We start from the raw sequence: 24,947 nt of genomic DNA, 5'->3' as shown, positions 1-24,947 counted from the left end.
GGGCTTATCATTGATCAAAGTAAAAAGTGATATGCCATTGGGTTCCGGCGGCAAGGGAATGCTATCAACTCCTTTTAATAAAAGTGATTTTGTGGCTTGGGCCTTTAAAGCAAAAGGCGTTATCAATATTAATAAAAGAAAAAAAAATGGGCGATAAGGGTTATAGGTCATGTGCAGATGATTGATCTGCTAAAGAAAAGAAATAAACTTTTAAACAAGTAACAACAATGGGAATATTAACTTATTTTAACATTGGGTTGTACGATCTTTCTGTTGCGTTTTACTAACATTCAAGATGGCATGTCAAGATCGAAGAAGATGTGTTTGTAGTTTTTCATTTCTGCTTTTCGGCGCCGGATTAATTATCTTTAGTGCCTGCACAAATTTATACCATTGAAAAATATAAAATATCAACGAGCTTTTTTAACGTTTGTCGCGCTCGTTTTTATTGCTTATCTATCATTTTTAATAACAGCTGCAGACGAAGAAACAGGTATTGCCAATAGCTTCTTTTCAGAATATATAGCACCGATATTCAAATATTTATTTATTACAATCGCCTACCCCTGCGCAATTTTCTCTCATTTTCCACAAATCCATGTCAACTTCCTGATATATAATCTTGGGCTGATATTCGGTTGTTTGTCACATAGCTTTTTGATTGAAATGATTTTAACCAGATATTCTAAATACAGACATCCAGAAAAAAAGGAAAGCTTTTAAGTATTACGCCTTCTCCCCAAAAGCCAGATCCCCAGCATCGCCCAAGCCCGGAACAATGTAAGCCTTGCTGGTCACCTCATCATCAACGGCACAGATCCACAGCTTAGCTTTAGGCAAATTGGCACGTACATGGGCTACCCCTTCGGTGCTGGCAATTACCGCGGCAATATGTAACTCTTTGATATTATACTGGGCAGTTAGTTCTTTACAAACCTGCACTACGCTTTGCCCGGTGGCCAGCATGGTATCGCACAAAATAAAAACCTTATCATCAAGGTTTGGGGCCGAGATATGATCAACCTGGATAACGAAGCTGCCATTGCGTTTTACCTTACGGTAAGCGGTAATGAACGCAGAAGATGATCTATCGAAAAAATTTAAAAAGCCTTGATGAAATGGTAGTCCGGCGCGTAAAACAACACCGAGCACGGGCTCATCGGCAGGTATATTGATGCTGGCAGTACCCAACGGGGTTTGAAAATCCTGGGTTGTGTAATGGAGGGTTTTACTTAGTTCGTAAGCCAGTATGCCACCCAGTTTTTCCTGGTTGTTTTTAAAACGCGCCTTATCCTGCTGGATAACAGCATCACGCAGCTCGGCCAGGAACTGGTTGGCAATAGTATCGGTTTTGTTGAGGATAAAGATCATTTGTCAGTTTGCAGTTATGAGTTTGCAGTGAGCAGCGATGGTTTTCCTTACAATCAGCTATTGCAAGCTACCTTAAAAAACGCGGACTATCAATAGTTTCCTAAATCAGATTTTAGACCAAACTATTGCCGGTTTGCTTCATAAATTTAGGATACCCTTTTTATTGCCCACTGAAAACTGCAAACTAAGCTGCCCTACTGACATACTCTTGTCATTACCACGTACTTATTTTGCTCAGCAAACCCTATTGGCAGATTATTTGTATTTTTACATAACAACATGGATTTTAAATTAACATCACAATATAAACCCACCGGCGATCAGCCCGAGGCCATTCGCCAACTGGTTGAAGGCGTTAACAACGGCGATCCGTATCAGACCCTTTTGGGGGTTACCGGGTCGGGTAAAACTTTTACAGTTGCCAATATTATTGAGCAAACGCAAAAGCCTACGCTGATATTAAGTCACAATAAAACCCTGGCGGCTCAACTATATGGTGAGTTTAAGCAGTTTTTCCCGGAGAACGCGGTGAACTACTTTGTGTCCTATTACGACTACTATCAGCCCGAGGCTTTTATCCCCACCACCAATACCTATATTGAAAAAGATCTTCAGATAAACGAAGAGATAGAGAAGTTGCGTTTGCGTACTACTTCTTCACTAATGTCGGGCAGGCGGGATGTGATCGTGGTATCATCCATATCATGCATTTACGGTATGGGTAACCCGGACGATTTTGCCGATTCTGTTTTCAAATTCGCGGTGGGCACACGCATTACCAGGAACGCTTTTTTGCACCGCCTGGTTGAAATTTTATACGCCCGTACCACCGCCGATTTTAAACGTGGTACCTTCAGGGTTAAAGGTGATACCGTGGATATTTTCCCGGCCTACCTGGATTATGCTTACCGTATTTCTTTTTTTGGCGATGATATTGAAGAGCTAAGCACTTTTGATATTGGTACCGGCAAAACCCTTGAAAAAATGACGCACATGGTGGTTTACCCCGCCAACTTATACGTCGCCCCGCGCGAGCGTTTCCTGCAATCGATCTGGGCCATACAAGAGGAATTAGAAACCCGCAAAAAACAATTTATTGGTGATGGTAGGTTTTTAGAAGCAAAACGGTTAGAAGAAAGGGTTAATTACGACCTGGAGATGATCCGCGAGTTGGGTTACTGCTCGGGTATTGAGAATTACTCCCGCTTTTTTGATGGGCGTCAGCCCGGTGCAAGGCCATTCTGTTTGCTGGATTATTTCCCGGATGATTACCTGATGGTGATTGATGAAAGTCACGTAACAGTACCGCAAATCAGGGCGATGTATGGTGGTGACCGTTCGCGTAAGATCTCGCTGGTTGATTATGGCTTTCGTTTGCCGGCGGCGCTTGATAACCGTCCGCTTAACTTCCAGGAGTTTGAAAACCTGGCTCCACAAACTGTTTATGTAAGCGCTACCCCCGGCGATTTTGAATTAGAAAAATCGGACGGTGTGGTGGTTGAGCAGGTGATCCGCCCTACCGGTCTGCTTGATCCGGTTATTGATGTTCGTCCGGTAATAAACCAGGTGGATGACTTGCTGGAAGAGGTTGATAAAACCATTAAACAAGGCGATCGCGTACTGGTAACCACCCTCACTAAACGCATGGCCGAAGAACTGGCAAAATACATGGACAGGCTGGGTATTAAGTGCCGGTATATTCACTCGGAAGTGAAAACCCTGCAACGTGTTGAGATATTACGTGGTTTACGTTTGGGCGAATTTGACGTATTGATAGGCATCAACTTATTACGTGAAGGTTTGGATTTACCCGAAGTTTCGTTAGTTGCCATTTTGGATGCTGATAAGGAAGGCTTCCTGCGTTCTGAACGTTCGTTGATCCAAACCATTGGCCGTGCTGCCCGTAACGATCGCGGCAGGGTAATTATGTATGCCGATAAAATAACCGATTCGATGCAGATAACGATGGATGAAACCAATCGTCGCCGGGAAATTCAAATTGCCTATAACACCTTGCACGGTATTACCCCGCTTACAGTAGGTAAATCGCGCGAGGAAATTATGGAGCAAACATCGGTGGTTGACTTTAAAGGTGGCGTACAACAGGCTTACGTAGAAATGGATACCATTACCCTTGCCGCCGACCCAATTGTTCAATACATGACCAAAGCCGATCTGAAAAAATCGATAGAGAATACCAAAAAAGAAATGCTTGCCGCCGCCAAGAATATGGATTTCCTATTGGCAGCCAAGCTGCGTGATGAAATGTTTGCGTTGGAGAAAACGATGGAGGAGAAGTTTTAACCGTTGATTGGTTTTGATTACGTTGATTTCGCTGATTTTTTCTGAACCGTGATTTATGGGATTAAGAGATTGGGAGAATTGTTAGGACTGTTCTAATCACAACGTTTGATGTTTAAATATTTAGATATCTAAACATTTATTAACTTTGAATAAAGCCGAGTTATGCAATTATCAGATCTTGATCTTTCAAAAACATATTCATACGCCGATTATTTGCAATGGACGTTTGAGGATCGTCTTGAATTAATAAAAGGCAAGATCTTTAAAATGACACCTGCACCCGCCTCGAAACATCAATATATTTCCTGGATTATAGCCAGCGAATTATATCCATATCTAAAAGGCAAAAAATGCAAAGCCTATCCTGCTCCTTTTGACGTCCGGTTGCCTCGCAAAGGAGACCATGATGATAGAAAAGTTTTTACCGTGGTTCAGCCTGACATTTGTGTAGTTTGTGATCCGAATAAAATAGATACCCGAGGCTGCACAGGTGCACCAGATATAGTAGTTGAAATTCTTTCCCCCGGCAATAACCAGAAAGAATTACGTAATAAGTATGAAGTTTATGAGGAGGCCGGTGTTAAGGAATATTGGATAGTATCTCCGCAAGATAAAACGTTTCTGAAATATACCCTAACTGCTGATGGCTATCAACCTTCAAAATTAATGACAATGGGTGATACTATCACTACACCGATCCTTCCCGGTTTTGAATTAAGTTTAGATACCGTGTTTGCTGATAATTGACCCATAAACAATCTGCATATCAGCACATCTGAAATTTGCACATTCGCGACTCAAAATCATAATCAAACAAAATATTCGTTATATACTTATATTTGTAAGCTCAAAAGTACAACAGTATGATTCTTATTCGTTTCCTGATCATATCGATCTGTATCCTTTACATCATTCGTAGTTTGGTGCGTTACCTGCTGCCGTTTTTGTTTGAGGGTTTGGTGAACAAGGCACAACAGCAATATCAACAGCAACAACGTAATTATAATGAAGGCCCTAAGCCCGACGGTAAAATACGTATTGACCATGTGCCTCAGCCTAAAAAAGGTAGCGTACCTGATAGCGAAGGTGAGTTTGTTGATTACGAAGAATTAAAGTAAACCTTATCAACAAATATGAACACCAACCCGGTATTTAACAGGCGGCATAATCACAACAACACACCCGCTTCCATCACGCTTATTATCACCAACTTTATAGTGTTTGGTGTTGCTACGCAGGTGCTTACTTCCTGCACAGGCATTAAAAGTTTTTATTGGGTGGTTTTGGCCGGATTAGCCGCTTATAACTTTTTCACCATCCGCAAATACCGCGAAGAATATGACAAACCCCAGGTTATAGCTTACGTGGTGAGCCTTGTTGTAATGATAGGCCTTTATTTCGCTTTGCGCTACTCACAGCACTGTTAACAGGCCTTAACATAAACTTATAATTCCTATTCTCATTGTATTTTCTATTTTTGAGGAATATAATATCCATTTCAAAATATTTAAATGAATAACTGGTTCAAGCGCAACGGCATTCACTTTGCTATAGCTGCAATTTTTTTAGTGATCTGCTTTATCTATTTAACCCCGGCTTTCCAGGGTAAAACATTAGGTGGTGACGTTACAAGGGCTTTATCAACCCAAAAAGAAATTAATGATTACAAGGCTAAAGACACCACCATACTCTGGACAAACCAGATCTACGGCGGTATGCCCGCTTACCAGCTTTGGGCACCTTACAAAGCCAATTTAACAACGCATATTGTTAATGTGATCAATTACACGTTGCCTACACCAGTAGGTACTGTGCTGATATTTTTATTGGGTACGTACTTTTTATTCATTGTGTTAAAAGTTAACCCATGGCTGGCCGCGGCCGGTTCATTGGCGTTTACTTTTTCAACGTATAATATTATCCTGTTACATGCCGGGCATGCTAACCAGGCATTCGCTATAGCGTTTTTTGGGCCGATACTGGCAGGGATCATACTCACGCTTCGCGGCAAACACCTTTTAGGCTTTTCGGTTACCGCACTGTTTCTGGCTTTAGAGATCCGTGCCAACCACGTGCAGATGACCTATTACCTGATGCTGGCTTTATTGATCATGTTGGGTATCGAGCTATATCATGCCATCAAAAACAAAACATTAAGCGCGTTCATCAAATCGGCTGGCTACATTGCAGCAGCTGTTGCACTATCCGTAGCAGTGAATGCATCTATTTTATGGAGCACTGCCGATTATGGAAACGAAACCATCCGTGGTAAATCAAACTTAACCAGGCAAGCTTCTGAGCCAAACAATGGCTTAGCGCGTGATTATGCTTATGAGTGGAGCCAGGGTGTTGCCGAGTGTTTCACCTTCCTGGTGCCTAATGCTTACGGTGGTGGCAGTCAGGGATCTATCGATCCGGAATCGCACGTAATTAAAGCACTTAGCACCAGCGGTGCCGATCCTAACCAGGTTGTCGCGATTTCTGCCCGTTACCTCCCGCTTTATTGGGGTAACAAACAATTTACCGAAGGTCCGTTTTACTTTGGCGCGGTAATTTGCTTATTATTTGTATGGGGTTTAATGATTGTTAAAAACCGCATTAAATGGTGGTTGCTTGGCGCTGTTGTATTAACCATGTTGCTGTCGTTCGGTCGTAACTGGCCTTATGTATCAGATCTGTTCTTTAATTACTTCCCGCTTTACAATAAGTTCCGCGCGGTTGAGTCGATATTAGCTGTTGCTGGTTTCTGTTTCCCTATACTCGCGGTACTGGCAGTTAACGAGGCTATTGTAAACGAAGATAAAGAGAACCTGTTCAAGAAGTTTAAAATTGCCACTTATATAACCGGTGGCCTGGCGCTTATCATCGCTGTTGTACCTTCGGTACTTTTATCGTTCAGCGTAAGCGAGCAAACAGCAGGTGTTATCGGGCAAATTGCGCAGGAATTTAAAATTGACGCGCAAACCCTTACTAACGCTTTAAGGGCCGACAGGGAATCATTAGCACAAGCCGACGCTGTACGCTCATTGATATTTATCGCTGTAGCTTTTGGTTTAGGTTGGGCATTTTTAAAAAAGAAGGTCAGCCCAACCATGTTATCGCTGGGCATCCTGGCATTGGTACTGGTTGATCTTTGGACCATCGATAAACGTTTTTTAAACGCTGATAGCTTTGCTGCAAAACAAGATAACGAAGCGCCACAGCCACGTGAAGTTGACCAATTTATCATGAAAGATAAAGACCCTGATTTCCGCGTGTTTGATGTTACCCAATATCTTAAAGGCGATGGTGTAACGCCGTTCTTCTATAAATCATTAGGTGGATACTCTGCCGCAAGATTAAAACGCTGGGAAGAATTGGTTGATAACCAACTAAGCAAAAGCATTAACCAGGATGTACTGGATATGATGAACGTGAAATACATCATCACATCCGATCCTAAAACCCAGGCATTAGGTATGCAGGCAAACTCCACAGCTTGTGGCCACGTGTGGTTTGTAAAAAGCATTAAATATGCCGATAATGCCGACCAGGAAATGCAGGCTATCAGCAGCTTTACACCAAAAGATGAAGCCATTGTTGATAAGCAATACAAAAGCATCATCGATGAGAAAGTATTAGGTTCGGGCGTAGGTGATGGCAAGATCGAGCTGACCAGCTACTCGCCTGATCATATGGTTTACCAAAGCGGTTCTACTGCCAACCAAATTGCTGTATTCTCTGAAGTTTACTATAACAAAGGCTGGAAAATGTATATCGACGGTGTTGAGAAACCTTACTTCCGTGCTGATTACTTATTGCGTGCCGCACAGATCCCGGTAGGTAACCACAAAATTGAGTTTATTTTCCACCCGGCATCATACTACACCGGCGAAACTATTTCATTAGCTGGTTCGATATTGCTGGTACTTGCCTTAGGTGGTGCCGCTTATACCGAAAACAAAAAGAAAACTCCGGCTGCAAAGCCTGCGGGTAAAAAAGCTTAAACTAAGTTTATAATAAAAGAGAAAAGCGATGGGTTTTACTCATCGCTTTTTTTGTATCCAACAATTCAGTTGACTAAAAGCAAATTGTCATTTCGGCGAACAGTGGGAGGGTAACCACGGAGGGTGAGGAGAAATCTTGTACGCCCTGCAAAGCCAACAAGCATTGCCGCTTAGCATGGTGTACAAGATTTCTCTTTCGCTCCGGCGCTCTTTCCCACCCCGGCTCTATCGAAATGACATTTTTTATAATAGTTTCCGCTAATCGTTCGTCCGTCTATTCTTCAACCAATACCAGCCTAAATTAAAAGCGATAACAAAATGGTTAAAAACGGTAGATAATAACCCATAGTTCCGCTTCATGATATCAAAGCGCTCCTGTAGGCTTTGTCTATGCTTTTTCTTCGACATCCCCCCTACCAGGTATTTTGCTACGTAGCGGTTTACGTTAACTATTTTTTTAGCTTTTTTTGCTGCGCAGATGATCCAGTCGATATCTGAACTTAACTGGTACCGCCTATCATAAGGTTCAGCCAAATCACGCTTAATATAAATAGCCTGATGGCTAATACTCATACCGTATTCAAATCCTCGCCAGGTAAATTTTTCCGGAGCTTTATGGCGGCGTTGGCCTAAGCTGCTGCCATCATTAGCTATCATCTCTGTTTCGCCGTAGTAGATATCAGCATCATTAGCTAAGGCAAATACAGCCGCAACAGTTTCGCTATCATAAAACTCATCGCCCGAGTTCATGAAGATCACATAATCGCCGGTGGCTAAGGCTAAACCTTTATTCATGGCATCATAAATACCTTCATCCTTTTCGCTGACGAGTTTAGCGATGCGATCTTTATATTGTTCGATAACCTGCAGGGTACCATCGTTAGATAAACCATCAACAACAATGTATTCGATATTGGTATAAGTTTGGTTGATCACCGAACGCATGGTCCGCTCGATATCCCGTACATTGTTGTACACAATAGTGATAACGCTTAACCGGGGATTAGACATTGTTGCCTCCCTCACTCAGCAAATTATTGTAAACTTCGATATGTTGTTTGGCGATAACTTCTTCCGAAAAACGATCCATAATGGTTTGCCTTGCCTGCCGGTTCAGCTTTTCCTTTTCAGGGTGTTTGATGATCCATTCCATCCCATCGGCAAAACTCTCGGATGAGCGGTATGTGGCCAGGTAACCGCTATATTCATGCTGCACCATATTAGGGATACCACCCGTAGTAAAGGCGATAACAGGTGTGCCGCAACTCAAACTTTCCATTACAGTATAAGGCAGGTTATCCTCCAGCGATGGGATCAGAAAAGCATCAGCAGCGGCATAATGTAGAGCAAGCTTTTCATCATTATTGATAGTTCCTAAAAAACTGGTTTTAAATGGAAAATCCGGCACAGCTTCGGTACCGCGGTTGCCAAATACAACAAGTTCAATTTTATCTGCATCCGCACCTAAACGTTGCTTAAGCAATTCCATGCTTTCCAGTAGATATTGGGTGCCTTTGTGCAGATCCTTGCGCGAAGGCATAAATCCGCTTAAAAAAATAAATTTATCTGTTGGCAGTCCTGCTTGCTCTTTAGCTTCCGCTTTATCAATCGGTTTAAAAATATCGGTTTCGAGTGTGTTAGGGATCTGGCTGATGGCCTTACCTTTCATCAGGCTGATGGCCTCTACCGATCCCTGCATCCAGGTACTTGGCGCTACTACATTAAAATCAAGTTGCTGATAGGCTTTATTTTTTTGCTGCCAGATACGGTGAGAAATATCATCATTCCCGGAATTAATCAGCAGCGGACAATTGCCACATTCCTGCTGATAGTTGGTGCAGGTGTAGCGCACATGGCAACCACCGGTAAAAGCATTGCTATCATGAAAAGTCCACACCACTGGCTTGCCCAGCCTTTTAATTTCGGCGATATGTTTGGGATCTAAAAAACCATGGTTTACCCAATGCAGGTGAATAATATCGGCAGCCTTAACATCGGGGTGTTTAATAACCGAACGGCCAAACCAGGTAAAGGAAAACGGCGTTCGGCTATCCGGTTTTAAAAAGCGTTTAGCCAATATCCGCTCAAAAATAATAGTTGCCGCGGTGTACGATTTTTGAATAATGCCACGGTTAAAAGTCTTGATATCAGCATTATTTCCAAATTTATAATGGACTATAATTTTAGAATCGATATTTTGGCTAAGTAATGCACGGTTAAGGCGCATACATGCCCGGCCCGCACCGCCATTACCATCGTAAGTGTTTAAATGCACTACTTTTAACATGGCTCAAAAATACATTTATTCATCATACTTAAACCAAATGAAAAAACGATACCTCGCCCTGTTTGCAGCCGTTCTTTGGCAAACAGGTGTTAATGCCCAAACCGCCACAAGCTATTTTACCTCAAACCCAACCCTTACGCCCGACGGCAAAACCGTAATTTTCACTTACGAAGGTGACCTATGGAAAGCTGATATCGGCAATCCTTCGGCTACCCGCTTAACCGCTATGCAGGGCGATGAAACAAGTCCGCGAGTATCGCCGGATGGACAGTGGCTGGCTTTTTCGTCAAACCAGTTTGGCAATAATGATGTGTATGTAATGCCGTTGGCCGGTGGCGATATCAAGCAGATCACCTACAACGATTCGGGGGATAATGTGGACTCCTGGAGCTGGGATTCGAAATCTATTTATTTTTACTCGGGCAGGTATAATGGCTTCAGCGAGTATAAGGTTGCTGCTACCGGCGGAACACCAGTCCGGTTGTTCGGTCATTATTTCAATACTATTCACGGTGTGGTAGAGCACCCGCAAACCGGCGAACTGTTTTTTAGCAATACCTGGGAAAGTAATTTCTTCTCTAACCGTAAACATTACAAAGGTGCTTACAACCCCGATATCCAATCATACAATCCCAAAACAAAAGCCTACAAAAAATACACCGACTGGCTAGGCAAAGATTTCTGGACCACTGTCGATAAAAAAGGGAACATCTATTTCGTATCCGACGAGGGCAATGAAGAATATAACCTCTACACTTTTATCGACGGAAAGAAAACCGCTTTAACCAATTTTCCAACATCCATTAAACGCCCGCAGGTAAGTGCCGACGGCAGCAAGGTTGTTTTTGAAAAAGATTACCAGCTGTTTGTGTACGATGTAGCATCTAAACAAACACAAAAACTAAGCTTAAACCTGTTCCGCAATAATGTATTGCCTAAAGAACAGTCCTTTGATGTTGGTGGCAAAATTGAAGGTGCTGATCTATCGCCAGATGGCAAAAAACTGGCTTTCATATCCCGCGGCGAATTATTTGTAAGCGATGCCGAAGGCAAATTCATCAAAAAACTGGAACGCAATACTGGCGAGCGTGTTACCGAAGTGGAGTGGATGGCCGATAACAAAACCCTGCTGTTTGGGCAAACTTTAGGCGGCTACCCTAATTTGTACACCATTGCAGCTGATGGCAGCGGTGAGGAAAAACAGATCACTACTGATAAAGGCAGCGACCGCCAGTTCAACATGAATAAAGACCGCTCAAAAGCCATTTACCTGAGTGGCCGTAATGAGCTGAAGCTTTTAGATTTAAAAACGCTTACTTCAAAAACCATCGTAACCGATGAGTTTTGGGGCTTTTATAATCCGCAGCCGAGGTTTTCGCCTAATGGCGAGTATGTGGTTTATAATGCCTACCGCAATTTTGAAATGGATGTTTTTGTTTACGAGATAAAAACCGGTAAGATCATTAATTTGACCAATAGTGGTGTTACCGAGGCGGCACCGTTCTGGTCGCCGGATGGGAAGTATATTTATTTTACTTCATCGCGTACGCAGCCGGAGTATCCTTATGGATCGAAAGATGCGCATGTTTACCGCATGCCGCTTCAAAAATATGATGATCCGTTTAAAATGGATAAGTTCAACGCTCTATTTAAAGAGGAGAAAAAAGACGACGATAAAAAATCGAAAGAGAAAGAGAAAAAATCCAACAAAAAGAAACCATTATCCGAGCAACCAACGCCAAAAGCGCCCGCCGAGATCACTATCGATACCGACGAACTGATGAAACGTCTGGAGCGCATCAGCCCTGAGTTTGGTCAGGCGCAAGGTTCGTACGTGATCCAAAAAGGTGATAAAACAATGGTTTATTATTCATCAAACCATAGCGAAGGAAGAGGTGCCCTTTACCGCACCACACTCGAAAACTTTGAGCAACCTAAAACCGAAAAAGTTGGGGGCGGCGATTTTGGCAGTTTTGATATTTTTGGCAATAGCGATAAATACGTTTTGGTAGCAGGCGGCAATATTTATACACTGAACATTGATGCCAACAAAGTTGATAAGATCGATATCAATTACAGCTTTAACAGGAACATTGCCGGCGAATTTGCTCAGATGTTTGACGAAACCTGGGCTGGGCTGGATGAGAACTATTACGATGGAAACTTCCACGGTGCAGATTGGAAAAAGGTGCATGATACCTATAAAGCCTTTGTGCCTTACATCAATAACCGTTCTGACCTGCGCTTATTATTAAACGATATGTTGGGCGAGCTAAACTCATCACACCAGGGCTTTTACTCAAACGGCAGCGAGGAAAGGAAAAATCTATCCTACCGCACCATGGAAACTGGGATCATTTTTGATAACGACTCTCCCTACAAAGTGAGCAGCATAGCCATCCACAGCAATGCTGATAAAGCAGGCATCGATGTAAAACCGGGCGATATATTAAAAGCGGTAAACGGTGTTACCGTTGATGAAAAGCAGGACCGTAACTTCTACTTCACCAAGCCCCAGCTTGACCGCGAAATTGAACTGACATTTACCCGCGCGGGTAAAGATGTAAAAGTAAAACTACACCCCGAATCAACCGGCGACCTATCAAACAACCTGTACGATGATTGGATCCAAACCAACGCCAAAACCGTTGCCGATAAAAGCAAAGGCCGCATAGCCTACTCGTACATGAAAAACATGGGCGACGGCGCTTTGGAAGATTTTATGGAAGATATGGTTGATGATGCCTACAAAAAAGACGCGCTGATCCTCGATCTAAGATATAACACCGGCGGCAACGTGCACGATAATGTGCTCCGCTTCCTATCCCAAAAACCTTACCTGCAATGGGCCTACCGCGACGGTAAGAAAACCCCGCAGCCTAACTTTGCCCCGGTAGCAAAGCCCATCATACTGTTGATGAATGAGCAAACCCTGAGCGATGGCGAAATGACCTCGCAAGGTTTTAAAGCTTTAGGTCTTGGCAAAATAGTAGGTACTGAAACTTATCGTTGGATAATTTTCACCAGCGGCAAAGGTTTGGTTGATGGTTCGTTTTATCGCATCCCGGCATGGGGCTGTTACACGCTTGATGGTAAGGACATTGAGAAAAATGGTGTATCGCCGGATATTTATGTGAACACTAATTTTACTGATAGACTGGAAAATAAAGATCCGCAATTGGATAGAGCTATTGAGGAGATTTTGAAACAGTTGCCTCCGACTACATCAAAAGCAGAAAAATAGCAGTTCATCTCTTAAAAGACGTCATTGCGAGGTACGAAGCAATCCCCTATTAGCAGGGAGGCTATGCAGGCTTCTCTGTAAGTAGGGGATTGCTTCGTACCTCGCAATGACGTTTTTGGACTATCTCCATAAAAATATTACTATTCTTATCCCATCTCTACCTCCTAATCCCCAATCACTTATTTAGAACATATCCAAATAACATTTGTACAAAGCACTGACGGCTTTGGAATGTTATTTTTTGTAAATTCGCCGCTCTAAGGCCAGTTAATGGGCTTAACGTCAATTTCTTTTACTTTTCACCTAAAAATCAAATACAAATGGCTTTTGATTTAGATATGATCAAAAAGGTTTACGACCGCTACAGCACCCGCGTTGAGGCTGCACGTAAAGCGACCGGTAAACCCCTTACTTTAACCGAAAAGATTTTATACGCCCACCTTAGCGAAGGCGATGCTCAACAAGCATTCGGTCGCGGGGTTGATTATGTTGATTTTGCACCAGACCGTGTAGCCATGCAGGATGCTACCGCGCAAATGGCCCTTTTGCAGTTTATGCAAGCTGGCAGGCCGCAGGTTGCTGTTCCGTCTACCGTACATTGCGATCACTTGATCCAGGCTAAAATTGGCGCGGTTGAAGATTTAAGTACCGCTGTTGACGTTAACCGCGAAGTTTACGATTTCCTGGCCTCAGTATCTGATAAATATGGTATCGGTTTCTGGAAAGCCGGTGCAGGTATCATTCACCAGGTAGTGTTAGAAAACTACGCTTTCCCTGGCGGTATGATGATCGGTACAGATTCTCATACACCTAACGCAGGTGGTTTAGGCATGATCGCTATTGGTGTTGGTGGTGCCGATGCTTGTGACGTTATGGCCGGATTACCTTGGGAGCTTAAATTCCCTAAACTGATCGGTGTTAAATTAACCGGTAAACTTTCTGGCTGGACTTCTGCTAAAGACGTAATTCTGCGTGTTGCGGGTATCCTTACCGTAAAAGGTGGTACCGGTGCCATTGTTGAATACTTTGGCGAAGGTGCCCGTTCAATGTCGGCAACAGGTAAAGGTACTATCTGTAACATGGGTGCCGAGATCGGTGCTACTACCTCTATCTTCGGTTACGACGAAAAAGCTGCTGCTTACTTAAAAGGTACAAAACGTGCCGATATCGCTGAATTAGCTGATGCTATCGCCGAACACTTAACAGGCGACGAGGAAGTTTACGCTAACCCTGAGCAATACTTTGACCAGGTTATCGAGATCAACCTGAGCGAGCTTGAACCACATGTAAACGGTCCGTTCACTCCGGATCTGGCATGGCCTATCTCTAAATTTGCTACTGCTGTTAAAGAAAACGGCTGGCCTACCAAATTAGAGGTTGGTTTGATCGGTTCATGTACCAATTCATCTTACGAGGATATTACCCGTTCGGCTTCTATCGCTAAACAGGCTATCGATAAAAAATTAAAAACTCAGGCCGAGTTTACCATCACTCCGGGTTCGGAATTGGTGCGTTACACTGTTGACCGTGACGGTTACCTGGATACATTCGGCCAAATGGGTGGCGTTGTATTGGCTAATGCCTGCGGACCATGTATTGGCCAATGGGCCCGTCATACAGACGATCCTACCCGCAAAAACTCTATCATCACGTCGTTTAACCGTAACTTCGCTAAACGCCAGGATGGTAACCCTAATACCCACGCATTCGTGGCTTCACCAGAAATTGTTACCGCTTTCGTTATCGCCGGCGATCTGACTTTTAACCCACTTACTGATACGTTAACCAACGAAGCAGGTGAGCAGGTTAAATTTGACGAGCCACAAGGTATCGAGTTACCGGTAAAAGGTTTCGCGGTTGAAGATGCGGGTTACCAGGCACCGGCCGAAGATGGCAGTAAAGTACAAGTGATCGTTTCTCCAACTTCATCACGTTTACAATTGCTTGAGCCGTTCAAAGCATGGGAAGGTACCGACATCACCGGTTTAAAACTGTTGATCAAAGCAAAAGGTAAATGTACTACCGACCATATTTCGATGGCAGGCCCATGGTTGAAATTCCGTGGCCACCTGGATAACATTTCGAACAACATGCTGATCGGTGCTATCAACTACTTTAACCTTACTGCCGATAGCGTTAAAAACGAACTGACCGGCGAATACGGTCCGGTTCCGGCTACCCAGCGTGCTTACAAAGCAGCAGGTATCGGTTCTATCGTAGTAGGCGACGAAAACTACGGCGAAGGTTCATCACGTGAACACGCAGCCATGGAGCCTCGTCACTTAGGTGTACGTGCCATATTGGTAAAATCATTTGCCCGTATCCACGAAACCAACCTTAAAAAACAAGGTATGTTGGGTATCACTTTCGCTGATAACAACGATTATGATAAGATCCAGGAGGATGACACTATCGATATCACCGGCTTAACTACATTTGCCCCAGGCAAACAGTTAACTGTTGTTTTGCACCACAAAGATGGCTCAACCGAATCATTCCCTGTAAACCACACTTACAATGCACAGCAAATTGAGTGGTTTAAAGCAGGCGGCGCGTTGAACATCATCCGTGCTCAAATGGCATCTTAATTTCGGATATCGGAATTTTGATTTCGGATTTAAATATTGAAAGCCTTCCCGTTTGGGGAGGCTTTTTTGTTGGATGATTGTGTGACGGATACTCATTTATGATTTACAACGTTTGTTAATTGGAAACCGACCTTATATGAAATTCCTGCTACTTCATTTAATCCTGATCTTCTTATTTACAGTTGCTAACGCGCAGTCAAAAAAAGCCAGGAGCGTTACTTATCAAGCTCATCCTATTTCGAGTATAAAACAGATTGGGGATTCCGGTTCTCTCTCAGTTAATCAGTCGCTCATATTACAGGATAAAAACCTTGACGCTTTTATAGCCGATCTTAAAAAATCATCGATGTTATTGCACACAAGCATTAAAGGTATTCCTTCAGTTGTAAAAGATTTCTTAGCATCCTTTGCCGCTGATGGGTTTTCAATAGCAGATCCGGGCAAAGAATGGAATTGTTGTGATGGAGGCTGGGACGACGATTTACCCAATCGTGAACTGATTAATGTTGGCAGCGATGGGCATCTGTTTATAATCACTTACCTTACCGGAGGAATAGGGGTAGGAGAACACATTATACTGATTACATATAATAAAAAAAGAGTACTTGATTTTTGGACAGGAGATATATCAGAAAGGCTTGAGCGCAAAAGTGAGATCATTGGATATCTTATCGAAACAAAGGACAAGCATTGGCATGTAAATAAGTATAAGTTGCTTATATAATGGATTTAATAATTCTATCCCTTACTTACCGCTTATGATTTTTCGCTAAATTTAAAGCCATACACCTAATATGAAATCAATTTTAACCTCAACCTTATTTTTATTGATCAGTGCTTTTGCATTTGCCCAACCTTTCACTTTTAACCAGGGAGGCACAAGCGCTAAAAACTATTACGAAGAGATCCCTTACGAAAAACTATCGGGCAAAATGTTTATTACTGTAGAAATTGCAGGTAAACAACATCGATTTCTGTTTGATACCGGCGCGCCTGTACAAATTACTCCAGCTCTTGCTGCCGAATTGAAATCGCCCAGTATAAATCGCATGAGCATATCTGATGCTACCGGACTAAAAGACTCATTAAATGTAGTTGACCTGGCCGAAATTAAACTGGGTAATACCACCTTCAATAATATCCCAAGCCTCATAACAAACTCCGCAGCCTATGCTTGCTGGCATATAGACGGTGTGTTAGGTAGCAATATTCTGCGGAAATCTATTTTGCGGATCGATCAGGAAAAACAATTGATCATTATTACTGATAACGAGAAAAAACTATCGCTAAATAAAAAGAATGGGGCGCTATTGGTTGTCGATCCTATGCAAAGTTATCCTTATATTCCTGTACAAGGGCCGAATAAACTTTTTTTGATGGCTGGTTTTGATAGCGGCGAAAGCATTCTATTCGTGCCTTCAGAAGACGATATCGCATTAGTGGCAAAATCCAATGCTTTTGCTATTACCAGTATTGGCTACGGAGCTGGTACCACCGGCCTTTTCGGCGTACAGAAAAGCGACAGCGCAAAGCGTTTATTCTTTCCGGTTATTAGTATCGGAAATCAGGTATTTACAGATCTGACCGGAGAAACTCTTAAAAGTAATATGACAAGAATAGGTACCAAGCTGTTAGATTATGGAATATTGACCCTGGATTTTATTCATCAACGGTTTTATTTTGATACAAAAGCGGACACGATACACGTTGAAAAAAACAACTGGCCAATCAGACCAAATTTATCAGGCAACCATCTTGTGGTAGGAATAGTATGGAAGGGATTACGAGGTGAGATTTCACCCGGCGATCAGATAGTAGCAATTGACGATATGAATACTGAAACTGTAAACATATGTGACATTATTAACAGAAAATCAGGAAGTCTTCTTGATGGCAGGCAAACAGCAATATTAACTATTAAAGATGCAAAAGGCGAACTAAAGAAGATTACGATTAAACGAGAATAATTTCCCCGTTGGCCGGGTTGCATAATAAAGAAAAGACTTGCGAAGTTTTAAAAACTTCGCAAGTCTGATAATCACTTAAAACTTATACCTCACAAAGGCCTCCATAGCCTCATACTCAGCTAAACCAAGGCGGTCATAACGTTGCGCGGTATCACGGGTACGGTCTTCAGCGCGTACCCAAAACTCGCGTGCGTCGTCACCAGGGAATACCGGGGTATCCTTTTGCGATTGATGTTTAAAGATGGCGTTACGCTTACGGATAACCTCTTGAGGCGAAAGCGGCACGGCCATTTCTATTTCGTGAGTTTCAAACTCGTGCCATGCACCGCGGTACATCCATAACCAGCAATCTTCAACCCATTCTTCTGTTCCTTTTAATCGCTCTAATGCGGCAAGGATAATTTTGAAACAAACTAAGTGGGTTCCGTTAGGGTCAGCAAAATCACCGGCCGCAAAAATTTGCTGTGGTTTTATTTTTTGGAGTAGCTCGATGGTTAACTGAACATCTTCCTCTCCTACCGAGTTCTTTTTGGTTTTACCTGTTTCGTAAAAAGGAAGTGCCATAAAGTGGATATGATCATCCTGTAAACCTGCATACCTCGCACCCGAGATAGCTTCTGTTTTACGGATGAAACCTTTTACGTTACGGATCTCTTGCGTATCGATTTCGTTTGGCTGTTTGGTTGGGAAAAAGGCGCGCATTTCTTCATATGATTTTTGAAGATGGGTGCTGTCTTCGCCGATTGAATTTGTAAAGTCGATAGCAAACTCCATGTACCTCAATACATCATCATCCCATACCGCGGTGTTACCTGAAGTTTGGTAAGCTACGTGTACATCATGGCCCTGATCAACCAAGCGGATAAAGGTACCACCCATTGAAATTACGTCATCATCAGGGTGTGGAGAGAAAATGATTGAACGTTTTTTAGCAGGCAATGCCCTTTCCGGCCTTTGTGAATCATCAGCATCTGGTTTGCCACCCGGCCAACCGGTAATGGTATGCTGAATCTGGTTGAAAATATCAATGTTGATATTATAAACAGGACCTTGCTCAACCGCCAGTTGGGCCATGCCGTGGGTGTTATAATCTTCTTCGGTTAATTTTAATACCGGTTTGTTGATCTCGTTAGCTAACCAGATCACGGCTTTCTTTTTCAGTTGGTTATCCCACACACAGTCTTTAACCAGCCATGGGGTATCAAAGCGGGTTAAATCTGATGCTGCCTCAACGTCAAGTACAAACTCTACGTTATCGGATAGTTGCAGGTAGGTAGCAGGTACTTCACCCGAAATTTCACCTTCTACGGCTTTCTTAATGATCTGGGCTTTCTTTTTGCTCCAGGCCATCAGGATAATTTCGCGGGCTTTGAATATCGTACCGATACCCATGGTAATGGCTTTAGTAGGCACATCCGCTTTACCACCGAAATCCCTCGCAGCATCACGGCGGGTAAGGTCATCTAAAGTAACCATCCTGGTACCTGAGTTTGGTGCCGATCCCGGCTCATTGAAACCAATGTGACCGGTACGGCCGATACCTAGTATCTGCAAATCCAAGCCGCCAAATTCTTCTATCTTCTTTTCATACTCCACACAAAAGGCAACTACTTCATCAGCATCAAGGGTACCATCCGGAATGTGTACGTTCTCTTTGTCGATATCAATATGGCTAAACAAATTATCGTACATGAAAGTCACATAGCTTTGCGCTGCTGTGGGTTTCATCGGGTAGTACTCGTCTAAGTTGAAAGTGATCACGTTTTTAAAGCTCAAACCTTCTTCCTTGTGCTGGCGTACCAGTTCGCCGTACACGGCAACCGGGGTTGCGCCTGTGGCCAGGCCTAATACCGCTTTTTCGCCGCGGGCTTGTTTGGCTTTAATCAGCTTTGCAATCCTGTCGGCCACTGCTATCGAAGCCGCTTTCGCATCACTGTAAACGCTTACCGGTAACTTCTCGTACCGGGTTTCTTCCAATAAATTTAATCTTGCCATAATTTGTTCAGAACCTGTATTTTATATGTGAAAGTTTAAAAAAGTCGCTATACAAAAAACCCCCGCCGGGGCGAGGATTTTTATCAAACCAATTAACAAAAATGTTTATCCTCACCGACATGAGCATAAAGTAATTTACGTATAATAATAAGCTGTGCATTATCAATACAAACTTAATAAAACATAATTTGATTTAAAAGAACTTTTTAAATTTTTTTAATAAGTATTTTCTATCCCGAAAAGGTGATTAAACATGTAATTGGGTTAAAATTTGCGAAAATATATCTCATTTGGTTGCGAGTAAGTAAAAGATATGACCTCTGAAGGATTGTATGATATCAGGCGGATAGGCCTGTCACCCTGAGCTTGTCGAATGGGCGCGCAGAAGCCCACCCACCATGCTTCGACAAGCTCAGCATGACACCCATTTTTGAACATGTGATTGCCAGGTACGAAGCAATCGCACGGAAGCCGAGCCGCTCTGCATAGCATGCGATTGCCACGTCGCCCCCCCCCTTTGCGCAACCCTGCTCGACTCCTCGCAATGACATGATCTAATAGAATTCCAAGAAATATTTCTACTTGCTCATATGCTGTGTCTCCCCCTAAAAAATGAAAAAGAGTTCCTGATGGGCAGGAATACTCTTTTTGCTAACCAATTATAAAACATAAATCATGAGAGAGAAGAGATGCAGGGGCGGAGTCGAACCAACCGTTTGCTGCCGAACCAGCGCCTGCCACTTAGTTTTAAATGAACCCCATTCACAAACTAATCTGATGCAAATATATAAATATTCTACCAAACAGATAGATTTAATAGGATATTTATAGAAAAAGATTAAATGCGTAATTAAAAACCTAACTATCAACATCTTAATTTTTCAATTATTATTCGTCAGATTTATTGGAGCAGATCTTTTCGAACGGAACGTGGTATTCCTCGCCTAATGATTTTTCATACTCGGCAGCAAACTCATCATATACTTTGCGGGCATGTTCAATGCCACGGGTACGGCGCAAGGCCTTGATCTTAAATTTGATAGCAGTATCGTTAAACGGATCGATATTCAAAACAACCCGCGAAATTTCGAGCGCTCTTTTATAGTCATATGAGTCGTAAACCTTCTTGATCACCGGTAAAATTACCGGCATCAGGGTTTCTTCATATTCCTGTTTAAAATCATCAAGCCAAATTTCGGGGATATGCTGTAGCAAGCCACCGCGCACAATCAAATCAAAATGATTAAATAAAGGTTGCTCTGCATTCCCGGCCTGTTTCAGGTCATCCCTTACAATAAAATAATCGCAGTAAAAATCTTCGGCTATAACGAAGCTGTAAGTATCATTCAGGAAAGTAAGTTCCAACCCTTCAATATCCGAAAGGATCTTACGCAGGTGATTAATAGTAACTCCCCGGATGTTTTTGGTTTTAGCCACATCCTTATCCGGCCAAAGAATAGTGGAGATCTTTTTGGAAATCACCCCGCCTTTATCACGGCTGTTCAATAAAATAAGGATAAAGAGCTGCTTAATTTTCGAACTGAACAGGTAGGTGATATCCTTCGCGTTTTTGTCAAAAACGGTGAACTCACCCAGCAGGTAAACGGCATCAGCTTTATTGCCGATCTCTTTTTCTTCAGGTTCGGTAATGATTGGTTCGATATTGGCAACCGGAGATTGTTCCTCCTCGTCCACCCTTTTTCTCTTCAGAAAAAACAATACGATCCCTGTTAAAAACAACAATGCCGAAGCGCCTCCCAAAACCCTGTATAGGGTAAATGTTTTTGGCCGGGGTTGATGCGCAGACAGGTAATCCTGCTCACTAACCGGCGGGGCGCTAAGCGCAAAGATCCTGATGGTAGATTGTGATGGCGTAACAAACTCCTGCGTGGTGCAATAAAACACATCCTGTTTAGCATTATAAAACAGGTTATGATCTGTCTCAATCCGTTCGGACACAACTGGGATAGTTCCGCTTACTATCTGGTACGATCCATCCTTTATCGAAAATTTGTACAAACGCATAGCAGTTTTAGGCCGTTCGTGCGGGTAGCACAGGGCGTAAAAAAACTGCTTATCTTTTGAAATAATGAGGTTATTGGCCGGTACAAAAGCCTCCTCATCGGGCTTGATCTCCCAAAGTTTCTTTACGGTGTGGGTGGTAAGGTTAACCCGGTATAGGTCATAATAATGGATCCCGCCAACCACCTGGTTGCCGGATTGATTGCCGTAGCCGCCAAAAATATACACCTCATTATTGTTATCAGCAGCACTCGCTGCCGAGAAGAAACGTGGATTGATAACATCACCGGTAAAATTCTGGATCTGCCAGTTATCGGTAGCTTTATCGTACTTAAAAAAATCTTTATAGTATTTAAATGAGCCGTAGCCGCCAAACAGGTATAGGTTGTTAAAATCCTTATCGTAAAATACATTGTGATGGTGCCTTTGCTCGGTAATGTTGGCCTTACCATAAAAATCCCAGGTAAGGCTATCCAAACTAAAAGCGGCAATACATGGTGCCGGTTGCGGAGCCCGTAGTACTTCGTATAGGTAACATTTGTTTTCCTTTACGTTCACAATACTTTTGCCCAAATGTAGCGGCACATCCAAACGTTTTTTAAAGGGATTGGCCCATCCCCTGTTATACTCCACATCGTAATAAAAAAGCGAATCGCTTTTATAGATAAAGAATTGCTCGGTATGTTGGTTAAAGTTAAGCCCGGCTACTTCATTAAATGTTTTAGTGTATCTCTGCTTCCAAAAGTATGATTCGTTGATGAGCCAGGCGGGGTTATCTACCCAACCTATATTATCACCTTCATCATTATAAACATCGTTACCGGCCCACTCATTAAGCGGGAAGCTGTATTTATCATCATCATTACCGATAATCAGGTTTTTGATGGCCATGTTAGGCACGTCCGAGTAGTGCTCGTTTTTACCAAAGGTGATCTTAGCTTTTATTTTATCATCAAAACCTAAACCCGCGGCGCGGTACCATTTCCCGTTGATAGAGACACCTATTTTATCGCCCTTCAAATCCAGGTCGACTATAACTTTCATCCATTTGCGCCTCTTCAGCAATGAATCGGCAAGAGGGATATTAAGCTTATTGCTGCGGCTATCGATATTAAAATTAAGGAACGAACCCTGATTGTAGATAGAACTTAAACTGTATGAGTTGCCTTTAACATCCGTAAGGTTTAAAATATACCCAAGGTGCTGGTTATCCCAAAGCGAAAGATCAAAAGCTATTTTAAGATGATCATGAAACGTAGGCACCTCGTCTTTAAAAACCTGGTACGAGGTACGCTTGCTCATCAGGCTATCGTTCGAGCCGAATTGCAGCCCCTGCGCATGGCTTTTAATGGCTGGGAACAGCATAAAAAAAAGTAACACAATCTTACATGCCTTTTTTGAAAGCATAAAAATTTTACCATTTTTTATCATCGAAGGCACTGTGTTTAAATGCGCAAACTTACTTGCGTTAGAGGTTAGAATAATGTGCTAAAATAGAGTTTTTTTAACTACGGTAAAGGACGTTTTTCAGGATTTTAGATACCCTTAGTGTAGCGATGCCCTTTCCTGATCGTAATCCGGGTCCGCCATCGATTGCCGCAGAGCCGATGGTAAAAAACATTTTACATAAGTAGCTTAAACCCGCTCTACGATACCCACAAAGCACTTTCTCAGCTACAATACTACCTATCAGGCATTTACAGTAATAAGATTGATACATTACTTTGGGCGCTAAGCATAGTCGTACAAAAACATTTTGCCTTTTGGCGGTATTAGTACATGCACAACAAACAGGTATTAGCCGCCACCGGTGTAATTTTTAAAACTATGCCATTGAAATTAAAACATATCATAACGTTCTTTATTTTGCTTGGAGGGAGCGCCCACGCATTTGCGCAGGACAGTACCCTGGTAGGCAAAACCCTTAAGTGGGACCTGGCGCAATGCATCGATTACGCCAAAAAGAACAACATTCAAATCAATTCGCTCAGGCTTTCGCAACAAACCAGTCAGCAGGAGTATTTATTGGCCAAGGCTGGTCGACTGCCGGATCTTTCGGCAACGGGTTCGCAAACTTTTGCCCATGGTAATAACTTTAGTAACGGCGATAACGGTAGGCATTCAGGTTATAACGTATCTGGTTCGTACGGGCTGAGTTCAAACATCACTTTGTATAATGGCAGTTATATCAATAATAACATCAGCCAGAAAAACTTACAGGTACAATCGGCCAACCTGAGTATCCTTCAGCAGGAAAATGATATTACCCTGCAAATTACCGAGGCCTACTTAACGGTACTGCTTGATAAGGAGAGCGTGATCTACAATACTGACTTGCTCAATACAACCCAGGCGCAGGTTAAGCTGCAACAGCAACGCTACAATGTAGGCAGCGTAGCCCGTAAAGATCTCATTCAACTACAGGCCCAACAGGCAACCGATCAGTACACGCTGGTAAACTCGCAAAATGCAGTACGTAATGATATGCTGACTTTAAAGCAGCTGTTGGTGTTACCTACGGATGTGAGCTTTGATATTGCCAAGCCAGATACGGTGATAGCACCGATAGATAATGTAGCCTCCTTCCCCGAAGCGGAACAAACCGCACTGCAAAATCGGCCCGAAGTTAAAAACGGCGAGCTGGGCGTAAAAATAGCGCAGTTTGATGTGGATAAAGCCAAAGCAGGCTATAAGCCAACGCTAACGGCAGGTGCATCGCTTAATACCGGCTATGCAAACGGGCAAGGCGTAAGTTTCGGCAACCAGATCAATAATAACTTTTACCAGCAGGTTGGGCTTAACCTATCCATCCCCATTTTCACCAAACGGGTGGTAAAAACACAGGTTGAAGAAGCGAAGATCAACGTGAAACAATCGCAACTGGATTTGAAAAATACCAGGATCACGCTATCGCAAACTGTGGAGCGATCATTCATCAACGTACAAAACGCGCGCAGCCAGTATGATGCCGCTGCCGAAGAATATAAATACAGCAAGGAAAGTTACCGCATTGCCAGCGAGCAGCTTAAAGTTGGCGTAGCCAATACGGTTGACTTCCTGTTGCAGAAAAACCTTTTTGTGCAGGCACAGCAATCATTTGTGCAAGCTAAATACAACGCGTTGCTCACATTAAAGATCTATGATTTTTACAGGGGCGTACCCATCACCTTATAATACCGGTTT

Annotated in this window: 17 protein-coding genes; 12 read left to right on the top strand and 5 right to left on the bottom strand. The window is 42.8% G+C overall.

What is annotated here, in order from left to right; all coding sequences use genetic code 11:
• Nucleotides 1–10 precede the first annotated feature (10 nt).
• Both AAFN85_RS24215 and AAFN85_RS24210 read left to right on the top strand, forming a co-directional pair.
• Nucleotides 11–157: a hypothetical protein gene (locus AAFN85_RS24215; protein WP_347530320.1), complete on the top strand. Its 147-nt coding sequence runs from the start codon at nucleotides 11–13 to the stop codon at nucleotides 155–157.
• 236 nt (nucleotides 158–393) lie between these two features.
• A complete protein-coding gene (locus AAFN85_RS24210; RefSeq protein ID WP_347530319.1) occupies nucleotides 394–723 on the top strand; it encodes a hypothetical protein in 330 nt (109 codons plus the stop codon).
• Nucleotides 724–726: 3 nt separating this feature from the next.
• Here AAFN85_RS24210 and upp read toward each other — a convergent pair whose 3' ends face one another.
• Nucleotides 727–1,371, bottom strand: a complete 645-nt coding sequence (gene upp, locus AAFN85_RS24205) for a uracil phosphoribosyltransferase (RefSeq protein ID WP_347530318.1) — start codon at nucleotides 1,369–1,371, stop codon at nucleotides 727–729.
• A gap of 279 nt (nucleotides 1,372–1,650) precedes the next feature.
• On the opposite strand from upp, the gene uvrB reads away from it, so the two are divergent.
• The 5 genes from uvrB to AAFN85_RS24180 all read left to right on the top strand — a co-directional run bounded on the left by uvrB (nucleotide 1,651) and on the right by AAFN85_RS24180 (nucleotide 7,661).
• A complete protein-coding gene (gene uvrB / locus AAFN85_RS24200) occupies nucleotides 1,651–3,675 on the top strand; it encodes an excinuclease ABC subunit UvrB (RefSeq protein WP_347530317.1) in 2,025 nt (674 codons plus the stop codon).
• 162 nt (nucleotides 3,676–3,837) lie between these two features.
• Nucleotides 3,838–4,422 carry a Uma2 family endonuclease gene (locus AAFN85_RS24195; RefSeq protein ID WP_347530316.1) on the top strand — a complete coding sequence of 195 codons (585 nt, stop codon included), beginning with the start codon at nucleotides 3,838–3,840 and terminating at the stop codon, nucleotides 4,420–4,422.
• Between the two features lie 116 nt (nucleotides 4,423–4,538).
• On the top strand, nucleotides 4,539–4,793 hold the full coding sequence (locus AAFN85_RS24190) for a DUF4834 family protein (RefSeq protein WP_347530315.1): 255 nt from the start codon (nucleotides 4,539–4,541) through the stop codon (nucleotides 4,791–4,793).
• Nucleotides 4,794–4,808: 15 nt separating this feature from the next.
• Nucleotides 4,809–5,102, top strand: a complete 294-nt coding sequence (locus AAFN85_RS24185) for a hypothetical protein (protein WP_347530313.1) — start codon at nucleotides 4,809–4,811, stop codon at nucleotides 5,100–5,102.
• An 84-nt stretch (nucleotides 5,103–5,186) separates the two neighbouring features.
• A complete protein-coding gene (locus AAFN85_RS24180; RefSeq protein ID WP_347530312.1) occupies nucleotides 5,187–7,661 on the top strand; it encodes a hypothetical protein in 2,475 nt (824 codons plus the stop codon).
• 258 nt (nucleotides 7,662–7,919) lie between these two features.
• Here the strand turns inward: AAFN85_RS24180 and AAFN85_RS24175 are convergent, their stop codons facing one another.
• Nucleotides 7,920–8,672: a glycosyltransferase family 2 protein gene (locus tag AAFN85_RS24175; protein ID WP_347530311.1), complete on the bottom strand. Its 753-nt coding sequence runs from the start codon at nucleotides 8,670–8,672 to the stop codon at nucleotides 7,920–7,922.
• A complete protein-coding gene (locus AAFN85_RS24170; protein WP_347530310.1) occupies nucleotides 8,665–9,948 on the bottom strand; it encodes a glycosyltransferase family 4 protein in 1,284 nt (427 codons plus the stop codon). Before AAFN85_RS24170 ends, AAFN85_RS24175 begins: the two co-directional genes overlap by 8 nt.
• 37 nt (nucleotides 9,949–9,985) lie before the next feature.
• Here AAFN85_RS24170 and AAFN85_RS24165 point away from each other — a divergent pair, with 37 nt between their 5' ends.
• The 4 genes from AAFN85_RS24165 (at nucleotide 9,986) to AAFN85_RS24150 (ending at nucleotide 17,747) form a co-directional block, all read left to right on the top strand.
• Nucleotides 9,986–13,192: a S41 family peptidase gene (locus tag AAFN85_RS24165; RefSeq protein WP_347530309.1), complete on the top strand. Its 3,207-nt coding sequence runs from the start codon at nucleotides 9,986–9,988 to the stop codon at nucleotides 13,190–13,192.
• A gap of 320 nt (nucleotides 13,193–13,512) precedes the next feature.
• Complete coding sequence (locus AAFN85_RS24160; protein ID WP_347530308.1) at nucleotides 13,513–15,780, top strand: aconitate hydratase; 2,268 nt, start codon at nucleotides 13,513–13,515, stop codon at nucleotides 15,778–15,780.
• Between the two features lie 136 nt (nucleotides 15,781–15,916).
• The gene (locus tag AAFN85_RS24155; protein ID WP_347530307.1) at nucleotides 15,917–16,504 is read left to right on the top strand and encodes a hypothetical protein; all 588 of its coding nucleotides are present in this window, start codon (nucleotides 15,917–15,919) and stop codon (nucleotides 16,502–16,504) included.
• Between the two features lie 70 nt (nucleotides 16,505–16,574).
• Nucleotides 16,575–17,747 carry an aspartyl protease family protein gene (locus AAFN85_RS24150; protein ID WP_347530306.1) on the top strand — a complete coding sequence of 391 codons (1,173 nt, stop codon included), beginning with the start codon at nucleotides 16,575–16,577 and terminating at the stop codon, nucleotides 17,745–17,747.
• A 75-nt stretch (nucleotides 17,748–17,822) separates the two neighbouring features.
• Here the strand turns inward: AAFN85_RS24150 and nagB are convergent, their stop codons facing one another.
• Nucleotides 17,823–19,742 (bottom strand): glucosamine-6-phosphate deaminase, encoded by a 1,920-nt coding sequence (gene nagB, locus AAFN85_RS24145; protein ID WP_347530305.1) that lies wholly within the window; start codon nucleotides 19,740–19,742, stop codon nucleotides 17,823–17,825.
• Between the two features lie 888 nt (nucleotides 19,743–20,630).
• Nucleotides 20,631–23,129 (bottom strand): hypothetical protein, encoded by a 2,499-nt coding sequence (locus tag AAFN85_RS24140; protein WP_347530304.1) that lies wholly within the window; start codon nucleotides 23,127–23,129, stop codon nucleotides 20,631–20,633.
• 414 nt (nucleotides 23,130–23,543) lie between these two features.
• Here AAFN85_RS24140 and AAFN85_RS24135 point away from each other — a divergent pair, with 414 nt between their 5' ends.
• The gene (locus AAFN85_RS24135; protein WP_347530303.1) at nucleotides 23,544–24,938 is read left to right on the top strand and encodes a TolC family protein; all 1,395 of its coding nucleotides are present in this window, start codon (nucleotides 23,544–23,546) and stop codon (nucleotides 24,936–24,938) included.
• Nucleotides 24,939–24,947 lie beyond the last annotated feature (9 nt).

The sequence above is a fragment of the Mucilaginibacter sp. CAU 1740 genome (assembly GCF_039839285.1).
In the GTDB taxonomy this organism is placed as follows: domain Bacteria; phylum Bacteroidota; class Bacteroidia; order Sphingobacteriales; family Sphingobacteriaceae; genus Mucilaginibacter.
This window is presented reverse-complemented; position numbering and strand designations above follow the sequence as displayed.